At 71.7% G+C, this 13,430-nt stretch carries 14 protein-coding genes; 9 read left to right on the forward strand and 5 right to left on the reverse strand.

Going from position 1 to position 13,430, the window contains the following annotated elements; genetic code table 11:
* Both VFH10_RS14775 and VFH10_RS14780 read right to left on the reverse strand, forming a co-directional pair.
* Window positions 1-157, reverse strand: a 157-nt coding sequence (locus VFH10_RS14775; RefSeq protein WP_325129901.1) for a helix-turn-helix domain-containing protein, incomplete at its 3' end; no start/stop codon positions are given.
* 64 nt (window positions 158-221) lie between these two features.
* Entirely contained in the window at window positions 222-1,463 is a 1,242-nt protein-coding gene (locus VFH10_RS14780) for a SpoIID/LytB domain-containing protein (RefSeq protein WP_325129879.1), read from the reverse strand.
* A 236-nt stretch (window positions 1,464-1,699) separates the two neighbouring features.
* Between VFH10_RS14780 and VFH10_RS14785 the strand changes: the two genes are divergently transcribed.
* Window positions 1,700-2,578, forward strand: coding sequence for a hypothetical protein (locus VFH10_RS14785; protein ID WP_325129881.1), 879 nt, complete (start codon window positions 1,700-1,702; stop codon window positions 2,576-2,578).
* Between the two features lie 9 nt (window positions 2,579-2,587).
* On the opposite strand, the gene VFH10_RS14790 is transcribed toward VFH10_RS14785, so the two are convergent.
* The gene (locus VFH10_RS14790) at window positions 2,588-3,991 is read right to left on the reverse strand and encodes an NAD(P)H-quinone dehydrogenase (protein WP_414689877.1); all 1,404 of its coding nucleotides are present in this window, start codon (window positions 3,989-3,991) and stop codon (window positions 2,588-2,590) included.
* A gap of 54 nt (window positions 3,992-4,045) precedes the next feature.
* On the opposite strand from VFH10_RS14790, the gene VFH10_RS14795 reads away from it, so the two are divergent.
* The 4 genes from VFH10_RS14795 to VFH10_RS14810 are packed head-to-tail and all read left to right on the forward strand — an operon-like array spanning window position 4,046 to window position 7,846.
* Window positions 4,046-4,498: a gamma-glutamylcyclotransferase family protein gene (locus VFH10_RS14795; RefSeq protein WP_325129885.1), complete on the forward strand. Its 453-nt coding sequence runs from the start codon at window positions 4,046-4,048 to the stop codon at window positions 4,496-4,498.
* A 26-nt stretch (window positions 4,499-4,524) separates the two neighbouring features.
* On the forward strand, window positions 4,525-5,331 hold the full coding sequence (locus tag VFH10_RS14800; protein WP_325129886.1) for a purine-nucleoside phosphorylase: 807 nt from the start codon (window positions 4,525-4,527) through the stop codon (window positions 5,329-5,331).
* 6 nt (window positions 5,332-5,337) lie between these two features.
* Window positions 5,338-6,138: an NAD(P)-dependent oxidoreductase gene (locus VFH10_RS14805; RefSeq protein ID WP_325129888.1), complete on the forward strand. Its 801-nt coding sequence runs from the start codon at window positions 5,338-5,340 to the stop codon at window positions 6,136-6,138.
* 37 nt (window positions 6,139-6,175) lie between these two features.
* Window positions 6,176-7,846: a phospho-sugar mutase gene (locus VFH10_RS14810; RefSeq protein ID WP_325129890.1), complete on the forward strand. Its 1,671-nt coding sequence runs from the start codon at window positions 6,176-6,178 to the stop codon at window positions 7,844-7,846.
* On the opposite strand, the gene VFH10_RS14815 is transcribed toward VFH10_RS14810, so the two are convergent.
* Window positions 7,843-8,496: a hypothetical protein gene (locus VFH10_RS14815; protein WP_325129892.1), complete on the reverse strand. Its 654-nt coding sequence runs from the start codon at window positions 8,494-8,496 to the stop codon at window positions 7,843-7,845. The two genes, VFH10_RS14810 and VFH10_RS14815, sit on opposite strands and share 4 nt — an antisense overlap.
* Before the next feature lie 64 nt (window positions 8,497-8,560).
* On the opposite strand from VFH10_RS14815, the gene deoC reads away from it, so the two are divergent.
* From deoC to VFH10_RS14835, 4 genes are all read left to right on the forward strand, one after another.
* Window positions 8,561-9,550 (forward strand): deoxyribose-phosphate aldolase, encoded by a 990-nt coding sequence (gene deoC, locus VFH10_RS14820; protein ID WP_414689878.1) that lies wholly within the window; start codon window positions 8,561-8,563, stop codon window positions 9,548-9,550.
* Between the two features lie 5 nt (window positions 9,551-9,555).
* On the forward strand, window positions 9,556-11,052 hold the full coding sequence (locus tag VFH10_RS14825) for an aldehyde dehydrogenase family protein (RefSeq protein WP_325129894.1): 1,497 nt from the start codon (window positions 9,556-9,558) through the stop codon (window positions 11,050-11,052).
* Complete coding sequence (locus VFH10_RS14830) at window positions 11,049-11,945, forward strand: aldehyde dehydrogenase family protein (RefSeq protein ID WP_325129895.1); 897 nt, start codon at window positions 11,049-11,051, stop codon at window positions 11,943-11,945. Before VFH10_RS14825 ends, VFH10_RS14830 begins: the two co-directional genes overlap by 4 nt.
* Before the next feature lie 114 nt (window positions 11,946-12,059).
* The gene (locus tag VFH10_RS14835; RefSeq protein ID WP_325129897.1) at window positions 12,060-12,659 is read left to right on the forward strand and encodes an ATP-binding protein; all 600 of its coding nucleotides are present in this window, start codon (window positions 12,060-12,062) and stop codon (window positions 12,657-12,659) included.
* A 68-nt stretch (window positions 12,660-12,727) separates the two neighbouring features.
* Here VFH10_RS14835 and VFH10_RS14840 read toward each other — a convergent pair.
* On the reverse strand, window positions 12,728-13,430 hold a 703-nt coding region (locus VFH10_RS14840), incomplete at its 5' end, for an adenosine deaminase family protein (RefSeq protein ID WP_325129899.1).

A 13,430-nucleotide genomic window follows, 5' to 3' on the forward strand; every position in this document is an offset into this window, starting at 1 on the left:
GCTGCTCCTTGGACCGGAAGTGCGCGAACAGCCCGCTCTTGCTCATGTCGGCCTGCTCGGCGAGTCGGCCGATGCTCAGCCCGTCGAAGCCGACGCGCGACGCGAGCTGGACCGCCTCGTCCAGGATCGCCACCCTCGTCGTCTCGCCCTTGCTCACCCGGAGGACAATAGCACGCTCGTACTTTTCTTGTCACCCGCTGCTGACCCGTTGAAACGAGGAGTCAGTTGATGGTGAACCAGGTGGAGCGCAGGCCGACGGCCCAGCGGAAGCTGTCGCCGGTGACGGTGCGGTCGGAGCGCGAGCCGTCCAGCCTCAGGGTCCGCACGCGGCCGAGCCACTCGCCGTTGCCGTCACGGGAGGTCACCTGGATCCGGCGGAGCGTGCCGAGCCCGGGGTAGGCCCGCTCGAGGCGCTGCCTGGCCACACTGACCGACCAGGCGTGGTTCGGGTTCGCGTCGTGGCCGTCGTAGGGATCCTGCTGCGCGGGGAGGTACGGCCTCGACCCGGCGGCGGTCCAGCCACCGCTGGAGGACGAGAACTGCGTGAACGCGGGGGCTCCCTCGTGCAGCAGCACCTGACCGGCGGTCGCCTCGACCGCGGCGGTCGCCAACGGCTGCTCTCCCCCCACGCCGCCGTACACCTGGCACGACGTGGTGTCACAGATCTGGTAGTAGCGCTTCCGGTACTGCGCCCGGGTCCAGGCCGCGTAGGTGCGCGCGGCGACCGCCTGCGCCTTGACCGCCTCGGGGTGCCACGACGACGGCATCTCGTAGGGCACGACACCCTTCACGTAGTCGTCGAGCGGCAGGATGTTGAGCGTGTCCCGCTTCGTCGAGCCGGCTGCGGGTGCGGCCGAGCGGAGCTTGCCGCGGTAGACCTTCGCGCCGGCCGGCGTCCACAGCGTCAACGGCTCGGCCGCCTTGAACTGTCCGTCGCCGACGAACCCCGGCTTGCCGTCAGGGAGCTGCCAGCGCTGCCAGGAGTCGGTGAGGTACTCCACCACCGTCCTGCCGTCGGCGACCACGAGCCGCCAACGCTGCAGGCCGGGGATCTCGGGCAGCGGGTACGTGGTCCGGTCACCACGGTCGCGCACGGTCAGGCCGGCCGCCGGACTGATCACCAGGTCGTCGGTCGTGTCGCCGGTGACGAGCACCCGCATCCGGCCGCCGAGCTGCGCCAGCGTGGTGCCCGGGTAGTAGAACGCGAGGATCTGGTCGACGGTGAGCCCCTGCCGGGCCGCCCCGTAGGCGCCGTACTGGCTCATCCCGTGTCCATGACCGTAGCCGTGACCGCGCACCGTGATCGTGGCCTGGACGTTGGTCCAGACCTGCCTGACGGCCACGGCGGGCGCCTGTGACCCGACGGCTCCGAGCAGCAGGACCGTGACCACGCCCAGGCTGCCCGCGACGCTCACTGCGGCGCGCGACGGCCAGGCGCGGGCGGCCAGCGAGCGCACGCTCATCTGGTCTTCCCCTCGATTGCGCCACACCGGTACCCACCGGGACCGCAGCGCCACGCAAGCCTTCCCAAACCGACGTGGCACCCCGACGGGGGTGTGACGAGTGTGCATTCAGTTGTGCAAGTGACTGATGATTATGGCCGATCATCGGCGTGCCGCGCCATGTTTCCGCCGGATCCGGTGGTAGAAGAGCCGCTCTCGCGCCGCTCTCGCCTGGCGCTGCGACGTACGCTCTGAGCGTGGACATCCTGCTGCTGCTCCTCGTCATCGGCGTCGGCGTGTACCTCTTCCAGCGCTCCGCCGCGCAGCGGCGCCGGACCGAGCTCGAGACCCGGCAGGCCGCCGACCTGGAGAAGGTCCGCACGGTCGCCGACGAGGACGTCACCCGGTTCGGCGAGGAGCTCCAGCGGCTCGACAGCGACCTGCTCACCGAGCCGCTCGGCGAGGCCGCCCGGCAGGACTACCAGCGCGCGCTCGACTCCTACGAAGCTGCCAAGGAGTCCCTCCGCCTGGCCACGAAGCCCGACGACATCAAGCACGTCACCGAGGCGCTCGAGGACGGGCGGTACGCCGCGGCGTGCGTGATGGCGCGCACCGAGGGCCGCCCGCTCCCGACGCGCCGGCCGCCGTGCTTCTTCAACCCCGCGCACGGCCCGTCCACCACCGACATCGAGTGGGCGCCGGCCGGCGGCCAGCCACGGCAGATCCCGGTCTGCGCCGCCGACGCCGACCGGGTCGAGCAGGGCGCCGACCCCGACATCCGCACCGTCCGTCAGGGCGTCGGCCGGGTCCCGTACTGGCAGGGTGGCCCGGCGTACTCACCGTGGGCGTCCGGCTACTTCGGCGGCTACGCCATGTCCGGCCTGCTGCCGGGCTTCCTGATCGGGTCGATGCTGGCCTCCGACTGGGACGGCAACGACATGTCCGGCGGCGCGGAGGGCTTCGACACCGGCGGTGGCGAAGGCGGGGGTGACGGCGGCGGTGGGGACGCCGGCGGCGGTGCTGGTGATGGAGGCGGCGACTACGGCGGTGATGCGGGGGGCGGCGACGGAGGAGGCTTCGGCGGCGACGGGGGCGGCTTCGACGGCGGGTTCGACTTCGGCGGCTTCGACTTCTGAGCGGCCGGGCTACGGCTTGACGCGGTGCAGCCGGCGCGCGGCCTCGGCTACCGACCCGCTCATCGAGGGGTACACCGTGAAGGCCTGCGCCATCTGGTCCGCGGTGAGGCTCTCCGACACCGCGACCGACACCGGGTGGATCAGCTCGCTCGCACGCGGGCCGACGACAACGCCGCCGACGATGATCCCGGTGCCGGGGCGCGCGAACAGCTTCACGAAGCCGTCGCGGACGCCCTGCATCTTGGCCCGGGGATTGCCCGACAGCGGCAGCATCACGGCCTCGGCCTCGATCTCGCCGGCGTCGACCGCCTGCTGGCTCCACCCGACGGTCGCGATCTCCGGCGCCGTGAACACGTTGGAGGAGACCGTCTTCAGGTCGAGCGGGGCGACCGCGTCGCCGAGGAAGTGCCACATGGCGATCCGGCCCTGCATCGCGGCCACGGACGCCAGCATCAGCACACCGGTGCAGTCGCCGGCGGCGTACACCCCGCGGGCCGAGGTGCGCGACACCCTGTCGACCGTGACGAAGCCGCCGTCGTCGAGGTTCACGCCGGCCCCCTCGAGCCCGAGGTCGCCGGTGTTGGGCACCGAGCCGAGGGCCAGCAGGCAGTGCGACCCGTCGACGGTGCGGCCGTCGGTGAGCGTGACCGTCACCTTGTCGCCGTCGCGCGTCACCGACTCCATGCGTGACTTGGAAAGCACGGTCATGCCGCGACGGGTGAAGACCTGCTCGATCACCTCGGCGGCGTCGGCATCCTCGCCGGGAAGCACCCGGTCGCGGCTGGAGACCAGGATGACGTCGACGCCGAGGGCGTTGTACGCCGAGGCGAACTCCGCGCCGGTCACGCCGGAGCCGACCACGATCAGCTTCTCGGGCACCTCGTCGAGGTCGTAGACCTGTTCCCAGGTGAGGATCCGCTCCCCGTCGGGCTGGGCGGTGGCCAGCGTGCGAGGGGACGCCCCGGTCGCTACCAGCACCGAGTCGGCCTCGAGGACCTCCTCGCCGCCGTCGTCCAGGGTCGCCACGACCCGGTCCCCGCCGTCGAGGCGGCCGCGCCCGGCCAGCACCCGGACCCCCTCACGAGCGAGCCGACGCCCGATGTCGTCAGACTGGGCCAGCGCCAGCGTCTTCACCCGGGTGTTCACCTTCGCGAGGTCGACGCCGAGAGCGTCGTCCTGAGGTCCGGGAGCGCCGATGATCAGGCCGAGCTCGTCGGCCTCCTCCATGTCGGCCATCAGCTCGGCCGTCGCGATCAGGGTCTTGCTCGGCACGCAGTCGGTGATGACCGCGGAGCCGCCGAGACCGTCGGAGTCGACCACCGTGACGTCGGCGCCGAGCTGTGCCGCTACCAGCGCCGCCTCGTAGCCGCCAGGTCCGCCACCGATCACCACGACACGATTCACGGGCGCCATTCTTGCAGCCGCCCGCGGCCCGGCGTGGGGGCCGGCGTGCCCTACGCTCGGCCCGTGCCTCTGTACGCCGCCTACGGGTCCAACCTGGACCCGCACCGCATGGGCGAGCGGTGCCCGCACTCCCCGCTGCGCTCGACCGGGTGGCTGCTGGGCTGGCGGCTCACCTTCGGAGGCGAGGACCTCGGCTGGGACGGTGCCCTCGCGACCATCGTCGAGGACCCCCTCGAGCAGGTGTTCGTGGCCGTGTACGACGTCACCGACGAGGACGCCGCGCTGCTCGACGGGTGGGAGAGCGCCGACTCGGGGCTCTACCGCAAGACCCGGGTGCGGGTGACCACGCTGGTCGGCGAGCTGGTCGCGTGGGCCTACGTGCTCGACGCCTACGAGGGCGGGCTGCCGTCGGCGTCGTACCTCGGCATCCTTGCGGAGGCCGCCCAGGCCGCGGACGCGCCCGACGACTACGTCGCCTCGCTCCGCGCGCGGCCGTGCCGGTCGATCGGGCACTGAGGACCTCGGCCCACTACGCTCGCGGCGTGACCAACGACGCCTCCACGCACCAGCAGGAAGCCGCGGCCGCCGCGGATCGTCTTCGTGAGCTGACCGGCATCGACCGCCACGACGTCGCCCTGGTGATGGGCTCCGGCTGGCTGCCGGCGGTCGACGCGCTCGGCGAGGCCACCGCGGAGCTGGTGACCACCGACCTGCCCGGCTTCGCGCCAGCCGCCGTGGCCGGCCACGCCGGCAAGATCCGGTCGGTGCGCGCCGGGGACAAGAACCTGCTGGTCTTCCTCGGCCGCACCCACTTCTACGAAGGCCTCGGCGTTCGCTCGGTCGTGCACGGGCTGCGCACCGCCGCCGCGGCCGGCTGCCGGGTCGCGGTGCTCACCAACGGCTGCGGCGGGCTCGACGAGTCCTGGCAGCCCGGCACCCCGGTGCTGATCAGCGACCACATCAACCTGACCGGCACCTCACCGGTCGAGGGCGCCAACTTCGTGGACCTGACCGACCTCTACAGCTCCCGGCTGCGGGCACTCTGCCGCGAGATCGACCCCTCGCTCGACGAGGGCGTCTACGTGCAGTTCCCCGGCCCGCACTACGAGACCCCGGCCGAGATCCGCATGGTGCGCGCGATGGGCGGCGACCTGGTCGGCATGTCCACGGTGCTCGAGGCGATCGCCGCCCGGGAGGCGGGTCTGGAGGTGCTCGGCATCTCGCTCGTCACCAACCTGGCCGCCGGCATCACCGGTCAGCCGCTCAACCACGAGGAGGTCCTCGAGGCCGGCAAGGCCGCGGCCACCCGGATGGGCGAGCTGCTCGGCGCCGTCGTCCCGAGGGTCTGAGGCATCGTGCGCACCCTCGTCACCGGCGCGGCCGGCAGCATCGGCACCGTCCTGGTCAGCGGCCTCACCGACCGCGGTCACGACGTGTTCGGCCTCGACCGGAGCACCGCTCCCGACGGGTACGGCGACCGCTGGTACACCGTCGACGTGACCGACACCGACGCCGTCGACGCGGTCTTCGCGGACCTCGGTCGTTCCGGCGGCCTCGACGCCGTGGTCCACCTCGCCGGGATCCCCGACGAGGCGTCGCTGACCGACGAGCTCCACAGCCACGTGGTCAGCACCGCCACGCTGCTCGACGCGATGGTCGCGCACGGGGTGGGCCGGATCGTCTACGCGAGCAGCAACCACGCGGTCGGCCGGACCCCGCGCAGCGAGCTGCTGACGACAGACGTGCGACCACGCCCCGACACGTTCTACGGGGTCGCCAAGGTCGCGGCCGAGGCGCTGCTCAGCCTGTACGCCGACCGGCACGCCATCGACGCGGTCGCGCTCCGGATCGGCTCGTTCCTGCCGCAGCCGGAGACCCGGCGCGGGCTGTCCACCTGGCTGTCCCACGACGACGCGGTGCGGATGGTGCACGCCGCGCTCGTCGCACCGGACCCCGGCTACGCCGTGATCTACGGCGTCTCGGACAACACCCGCGGCTGGTGGGACCTAGGCCCGGGCCGCACCCTCGGCTACGAGCCGCAGGACGACGCCGAGGCGTTCGCCGACCGGATCCCGGAGCGCGACGAGGACGACGTCGAGGCCGGACACGTCGGCGGCCCGTTCGCCACCGAGCGGTACCACCGGCCGGCCCGCTGACGACGCGGCCGCACCCGCCAGGGCTAGCCTTCGGCCCATGACCGACTCTGACAGTGACCGGGCCGAGCTCCTCGACCGGGCCCGCGCCTGGGCCGCCGAGGACCCGGATCCCCAGACCCGGGCACAGCTCGAGGCGCTCGTCGCCACGGTCGGGGCCGACCCCGACGGCGACGCGGCGCGGGACCTGGCCGACCGGTTCGCGGGACGGCTCGAGTTCGGCACGGCGGGGCTGCGCGGCGCGCTGGGCGCGGGCCCGAACCGGATGAACCGGGTGGTGGTGATCCGGGCCGCCGCCGGGCTTGCGGCGTACCTGAGGGCGAACGGTGCCGGCAACGGCGACCGCGTCGTCATCGGCTACGACGCGCGCCACAACTCCGAGGTCTTCGCGGCCGACACGGCCGCCGTCATGGTGGGCGCCGGGCTCGACGCGCTGGTGCTGCCGCGACCCCTGCCCACGCCGGTGCTCGCCTACGCGATCCGCAAGCTCGGCTGTGTCGCCGGCGTGATGGTGACCGCGTCGCACAACCCGCCCGAGGACAACGGCTACAAGGTCTACCTCGGCGACGGCAGCCAGATCGTGCCCCCCGCCGATGCGGAGATCTCGACCTGCATCGACGCGGTGGGGGCCATCGCCGACGTGCCGCTCGGCAAGGACTGGACCACGCTCGACGACGCCGTCGTGGGGTCCTACCTCGACGACATCGCCGCCATCGCGACCCCCGGCGGTCCTCGCGACATCACCACCGTCTACACCCCGTTGCACGGCGTCGGCGGCGAGTCGGTGGGCCTGGTGCTCGAGCGCGCCGGCTTCCCCGCCCCACACGTCACCGAGGCGCAGGCACAGCCCGATCCCGACTTCCCGACGGTCGCCTTCCCCAACCCGGAGGAGCCCGGGGCGATGGACCTCGCCATGGCGCTCGCCGCCGACGTCGACGCCGACCTCGTGGTCGCAAACGACCCCGACGCCGACCGCTGCGCCGTGGCGGTGCCCGATGTCCACGGCTGGCGGATGCTCCGCGGCGACGAGGTCGGTGCGCTGCTCGCCGACTGCCGGCTCCGCAAGGGCGTCGAGGGCGTGTACGCCGCGTCGATCGTTTCGTCCTCGCTGCTCGGCCGGCTGGCCGCGTCGTACGGCCAGGGCTACGCCGAGACGCTCACCGGCTTCAAGTGGATCAGCCGGGTGGAAGGGCTGGCCTTCGGCTACGAGGAGGCGCTCGGCTACTGCGTCGCCCCGGACCTGGTGCGCGACAAGGACGGCGTCTCCGCGCTGCTGTGCATGGTCGAGCTCGCCGCGGAGCTGAAGGCGGAGGGCCGCACCCTCGTGGACCGGCTCGACGACCTGGCCCGCGAGCACGGCCTGCACGCGACCGACCAGCTGTCGGTGCGGGTGACCGACCTGGCCCGGATCAAGGACGCGATGGCGCGGCTGCGCACCAGCCCGCCGGCCCGGCTGGGCGGGCTCCTCGTGGAGCGGGTCGATGACCTGGCCACCGGCAGTGCGGAGCTGCCCCCCACCGACGGTCTGCGCTACCGGCTCGCCGACGGCGCGCGTGTGATCGTCCGACCGTCGGGCACCGAGCCGAAGATCAAGGCCTACCTCGAGGTGGTGGTGCCGGTCGACGGGGACGACGTCGACGCGGCGCGCATCTCGGCGGCCGGCCGTCTCGACGCGATCCGCGCCGACCTGGCGGCAGCGGCGGGGCTCTAGAGAAAGAACGACACGAGGAACGCGAGGCCGCTGACCGCGAGCACGACCATCTCCGGCCAGGCCAGCTCGTGGTGCGGCTCCGGCGGCTCGGTCTGCAGCCGGGCGTGCTCGCGCTTGGCCTCCTCGATCAGCTCTTCGAGCCGCGTGATCACAAACGTCTGGTAGGTCATCGCCCGCTCGTCGAGGTTGGCCAGGTCGGCCTTGCGCTTGAGCTCCGAGTAGCGGCTGGTGCCGAGCTCGGCCTGCTCCACCATGCTGCGCCGCCGGGCCTTGAAGTCCTCCCGCAGCGTGTTGCCGATCCCGATGCACACGTAGCGGGTCTCCCCCACCCACAGGCTCAGCATCTGCCCTATCGCGACCTCGTCGACTCGCGCCAGCGGCACGTGGGCGTCTCGGACGGAGTTCTTCAGCACGACGTGCTGCGGGTACACCGTGGCCCGCGGCCGCACCTGCGTCGTCCAGACCAGCACCCCGAAGAAGGCCGCGCCGAGACCGACCCGGAGCCCGGTCATGTCGTGCACGAACAGCACCACGTAGCCGAGTGCGAAGAGGCACAGACCGATCCCGAAGTACCCGAAGAGGTGACCGCTGGTGGGCTTGAACCGCTCCACCGGCTGCTGTCGGGAGGTGCGGTCCGCGGACTGGTTCATGGGGCGATTCTGCCTCGGCCGGCGTGCTTTTCCCCAACCCCGCGCCCGCACCTATGCTGGGTCGGTGACCACAGCCCTGAGCTCGCCCAAGTCGACCCAGGGGGGTTCGTACGCCGTACCGGCGGATCTCGCCGAGGCAACGGCCTCGAACGCCTCCCTGCGACGGTTCCTGCACGGACTGCCGGGGGTGGACCAGGTCGGGGCCGAGGCCCGGGCCGCCTCGCTCGGCACCCGCTCGATCAAGACGACCGCCAAGGAGTTCGCCCTCGACCTCGCGATCCGCATGGTCGACCTGACCACGTTGGAGGGGCAGGACACTCCCGGCAAGGTGCGTGCCCTGGCGTCCAAGGCGCTGCGTCCGGACCCTGCCGACCCGACCGCGCCCCAGGTGGCCGCGGTGTGCGTCTACCCCGACATGGTGGCCACGGCGAAGGAGGTGCTGGGGGACTCCGGCGTCAACGTCGCCGCGGTGGCGACCGCCTTCCCGTCCGGTCGGGCGGCGATGGACATCAAGCTGATGGACACCCGTGACGCGGTCGAGGCCGGCGCCGACGAGATCGACATGGTCATCGACCGTGGCGCGTTCCTCTCGGGTCGCTACCTCGACGTCTTCGAGGAGATCGTGGCGGTCCGCGAAGCCTGTGGGGACGCCCACCTCAAGGTGATCTTCGAGACCGGTGAGCTGCAGACCTACGACAACGTCCGGCGGGCCTCGTGGCTGGCGATGATGGCCGGGGGCCACTTCATCAAGACCTCGACCGGCAAGGTGCAGCCGGCCGCGACGCTGCCGGTCACCCTGGTGATGCTGGAGGCGGTCCGCGACTACCGCGAGCTCACCGGCCAGATGATCGGGGTCAAGCCCGCCGGCGGCATCCGCACCGCGAAGGACGCCATCAAGTACCTCGTCATGGTCAACGAGGTGGCCGGCCCGGACTGGCTCGACCCCGATTGGTTCCGCTTCGGCGCCTCCACGCTCCTCAACGACCTGCTCATGCAGCGCACCAAGATGCGCACCGGCCGCTACTCCGGCCCCGACTACTTCACTTTGGACTGATCGCGATGGCCACCGAGAAGACAAGCATCCCCGGCACGGCGGCAGAGGGCACCGGCGCCACCAGCCCGGCCAAGATGTTCGACTACGCCCCGGCCCCGGAGTCGCGGTCGGTCGTCGACATCAAGTCTTCCTACGGCCTCTTCATCGGCGGCGAGTTCGTCGACCCGGTCGGCGGCAGGTCTTTCAAGACGATCTCGCCCGCAACCGAGGAGGTGCTGGCCGAGGTCAGCGAGGCCTCGGCGGAGGACGTCGACCTCGCGGTCAAGGCGGCCCGTCGTGCGCACACACGGGTCTGGTCGAAGATGTCAGGCCGCGAGCGCGGCAAGTACCTCTTCCGGATCGCCCGGATCATCCAGGAGCGCTCCCGCGAGCTCGCCGTCCTCGAGTCCATCGACAACGGCAAGCCGATCAAGGAGTCCCGCGACGTCGACGTACCCATCCTCGCCGCGCACTTCTTCTACTACGCCGGCTGGGCCGACAAGCTCGAGCACGCCGGGTTCGGCCCGAACCCGCAGTCGCTGGGTGTCGCCGGCCAGGTGATCCCGTGGAACTTCCCGCTGCTGATGCTCGCGTGGAAGATCGCGCCCGCCCTCGCGACCGGCAACACCGTCGTCCTGAAGCCGGCCGAGACCACGCCGCTGACCGCGCTGCTGTTCGCCGAGATCTGTCAGCAGGCCGACCTGCCCCCGGGCGTGGTCAACATCCTGACGGGTGCGGGCGAGACCGGTCGGGCGATCGTGAGTCACCCCGACGTCGACAAGGTCGCCTTCACCGGCTCCACCGAGGTCGGCCGGATGATCGCCAAGGCGGTCGCCGGCACAGACAAGCGGGTCACCCTCGAGCTCGGCGGCAAGGCCGCCAACATCGTCTTCGACGACGCTCCTGTCGACCAGGCCGTCGAGGGCATCGTCAACGGCATCTTCTTCAACCAGGGCCACGTCTGCTGCGCCGGCTCACGCCTTCTCGTGCAGGAGTCGATCGCCGACGAGCTGCTCGAGCGGCTCAAGCGGCGGATGTCCACGCTGCGCGTGGGCGACCCGCTGGACAAGAACACCGACGTCGGGGCGATCAACTCCGCGGAGCAGCTCGCCAAGATCAAGGAGCTCTCCGACATCGGCGAGCAGGAGGGCGCCGGCCGCTGGTCCCCCGCGTGCGAGCTGCCCACCCACGGCTTCTGGTTCCCGCCGACGGTGTTCACCGGCGTCTCCCAGGCCCACCGGATCGCCCGGGAGGAGATCTTCGGCCCGGTGCTCTCCACGTTGACGTTCCGGACCCCCGCCGAGGCGGTCGAGAAGGCCAACAACACCCCGTTCGGGCTCTCCGCCGGAGTGTGGACCGACAAGGGCTCCCGCATCCTCTGGATGGCCAACCAGCTCCGCGCCGGTGTCGTCTGGGCCAACACGTTCAACAAGTTCGACCCGACCAGCCCGTTCGGCGGCTACAAGGAGTCGGGCTACGGCCGCGAGGGCGGCCGCCACGGTCTGGAGGGCTACCTCAAGTGACACCCACCGACGCACGGATCGACGTGCGCAAGACCTACAAGCTCTACATCGGCGGGGCGTTCCCCCGGTCGGAGTCCGGGCGTTCGTACGTCGTCGACGACGCCAAGGGCAAGTTCCTCGCCAACGCCTCCTACGCCTCCCGCAAGGACGCCCGCGACGCCGTGCAGGCGGCACGCAAGGCGTTCGGCGGCTGGTCCGCCCGCACCCCGTACAACCGCGGCCAGGTGATCTACCGCGTCGCCGAGGTGCTTGAGGGGCGGCGCGCCCAGTTCGTCGACGAGGTGCAGCGGTCCGAGGGGCTGGGCAAGCGGCAGGCCGAGGCCGCCGTCGACGAGTCCGTCGACCGGCTGGTCTGGTACGCCGGGTGGGCCGACAAGATCGCCCAGGTCGCCGGCGGCACCAACCCGGTGGCCGCGCCGTACTTCAACTTCTCGGTGCCCGAGCCCACCGGCGTGGTCGCCGTGCTCGCGCCGCAGCGTTCCTCGCTGCTCGGGCTGGTCAGCGTGGTGGCCCCGGTCATCGTCACCGGCAACACCTGCGTCGTCGCGACGTCGGTGGCCCGGCCGCTGCCGGCGATCACGCTGTCGGAGGTGCTCGCCACCTCCGACGTACCCGGCGGCGTGGTCAACCTCCTCACCGGCGCACTCGGGGACACCGCCCCGACGCTGGCCTCCCACATGGACGTCAACGCGATCGACCTCACCGGTGCCGCGGGCGGCCCGGAGGGCGACGGTGGTGTCGACCCGGCCGCGCTGGAGGAGTCGGCCGCCGAGAACCTCAAGCGCGTGCTCCGTCCTCCCGCCGCCGAGCCCGACTGGACCGAACCCCCCGGCCTCGACCGGATCACCGCCTTCCTCGAGACCAAGACCGTCTGGCACCCCATCGGCATCTAGCTCCCCCGGCCCGGAACCCAGGCCGAGGAGTCAGAACTTCAGGGCCCTCACCGGCGTGTCGGGACACAAGTGACCCCTCGCCGGACAGGGTCCGGCGTGCGACACAATGGCGCGGTGCGCGCGCAGGTGGTGGTGGTCGCCGGTCCGTCGGGGTCCGGCAAGTCCCGCCTCTGTCGACGCCTCGGTCTGCCGTTCGTCAACCTCGACGATTTCTACAAGGACGGCGACGACGCCGCCCTGCCGCGCGTGACCCTGCCGGGCGGCGAGGTGATGGTCGACTGGGACGACCCGGGGTCATGGCTGTGCAACGAGGCCGCCGACGCCCTGGAGCAGATCTGCCGTCACGGCACTGCGGAGGTGCCGGTGTACGAGATCGCCGAGAACGGCCGAGTCGGTCACCGCAAGGTCGACATCGGCGACGCGGCGCACTTCGTGGCCGAGGGGATCTTCGCCCAGGAGGTGGTCGCCCTGTGCCGCGCCCGGGGCATCCTCGCCGATGCGGTCTGCGTGCGGAACCACCCGTTCGTGACGTTCTGGCGTCGGCTCACCCGCGACCTGCGAGAGCGCCGCAAGCCCCCGCACGTGCTGCTGCGTCGGGGCTGGCTGCTGATGCGACAGGAGCCGCGGATCGTCGCGAACGCGGTGGCCAAGGGCTGCGCGGCGATGACGCCCGACGCGGCGTACCACCGGATCACCGCGCTGGTCCGGTCCTGACCCGGCGCCGAGGAGTCACGAGTGCAGCGACACACCGTCGAGGGGCCTGAATTTCTGACTCCTCGCCGCTACGACATGGAGGACAGCACGGCGTAGGCGGGTTTGATGACCTCGTCGATGAGGGCGAGCCGCTCGTCGAAGGGCAGGAACGCCGACTTCATCGCGTTGATGGTGAACCAGCGCAGGTCGGCCATCCCGTAGCCGAACGCGTCGACGAGCAGTCCCATCTCGCGCGACATCGAGGTGCCGCTCATCAGCCGGTTGTCGGTGTTGACCGTCACCCGGAAGCGCAGGTCCTTGAGCAGCCCGATCGGGTGCTCGGCGATGGACTTGGCGGCACCGGTCTGGACGTTCGACGACGGGCACATCTCGAGCGGGATCCGCTTGTCCCGGACGTACGACGCCAGCCGCCCGAGCGTCACGTCCGGCTGACCCGTGTCGGTGGAGAAGTCGGTCGCGACCGTGACGTCGTCGATGATCCGCACCCCGTGACCGAGCCGGTCCGCACCGCACCACTGGATGGCCTGCCAGATCGACGGCAGCCCGAACGCCTCGCCGGCGTGGATGGTGAAGTGCGCGTTCTCCCGCTGGAGGTACTCGAAGGCATCGAGGTGCCGGGTGGGCGGGAACCCCGCCTCCGCGCCGGCGATGTCGAAGCCGACCACGCCCTCGTCGCGGTAGGCGACCACCAGCTCGGCGATCTCCTGCGAGCGCGCCTGGTGCCGCATCGCCGTCAGCAGCTGTCGTACGACGATGGGCGTGCCCGCCCGA

It is taken from the genome of Nocardioides sp. (assembly GCF_035697785.1).
Taxonomy (GTDB): domain Bacteria; phylum Actinomycetota; class Actinomycetes; order Propionibacteriales; family Nocardioidaceae; genus Nocardioides_B.

What these genes read in the sequence shown, in the direction of transcription:
- VFH10_RS14780 (WP_325129879.1), bottom strand. Translation starts at nt 1,463, where the DNA reads ATGAGCGTGCGCTCGCTGGCCGCCCGCGCCTGGCCGTCGCGCGCCGCA.
- VFH10_RS14790 (WP_414689877.1), bottom strand. Translation starts at nt 3,991, where the DNA reads ATGGCGCCCGTGAATCGTGTCGTGGTGATCGGTGGCGGACCTGGCGGC.
- VFH10_RS14810 (WP_325129890.1), top strand. Translation starts at nt 6,176, where the DNA reads ATGACCGACTCTGACAGTGACCGGGCCGAGCTCCTCGACCGGGCCCGC.
- VFH10_RS14815 (WP_325129892.1), bottom strand. Translation starts at nt 8,496, where the DNA reads ATGAACCAGTCCGCGGACCGCACCTCCCGACAGCAGCCGGTGGAGCGG.
- VFH10_RS14825 (WP_325129894.1), top strand. Translation starts at nt 9,556, where the DNA reads ATGGCCACCGAGAAGACAAGCATCCCCGGCACGGCGGCAGAGGGCACC.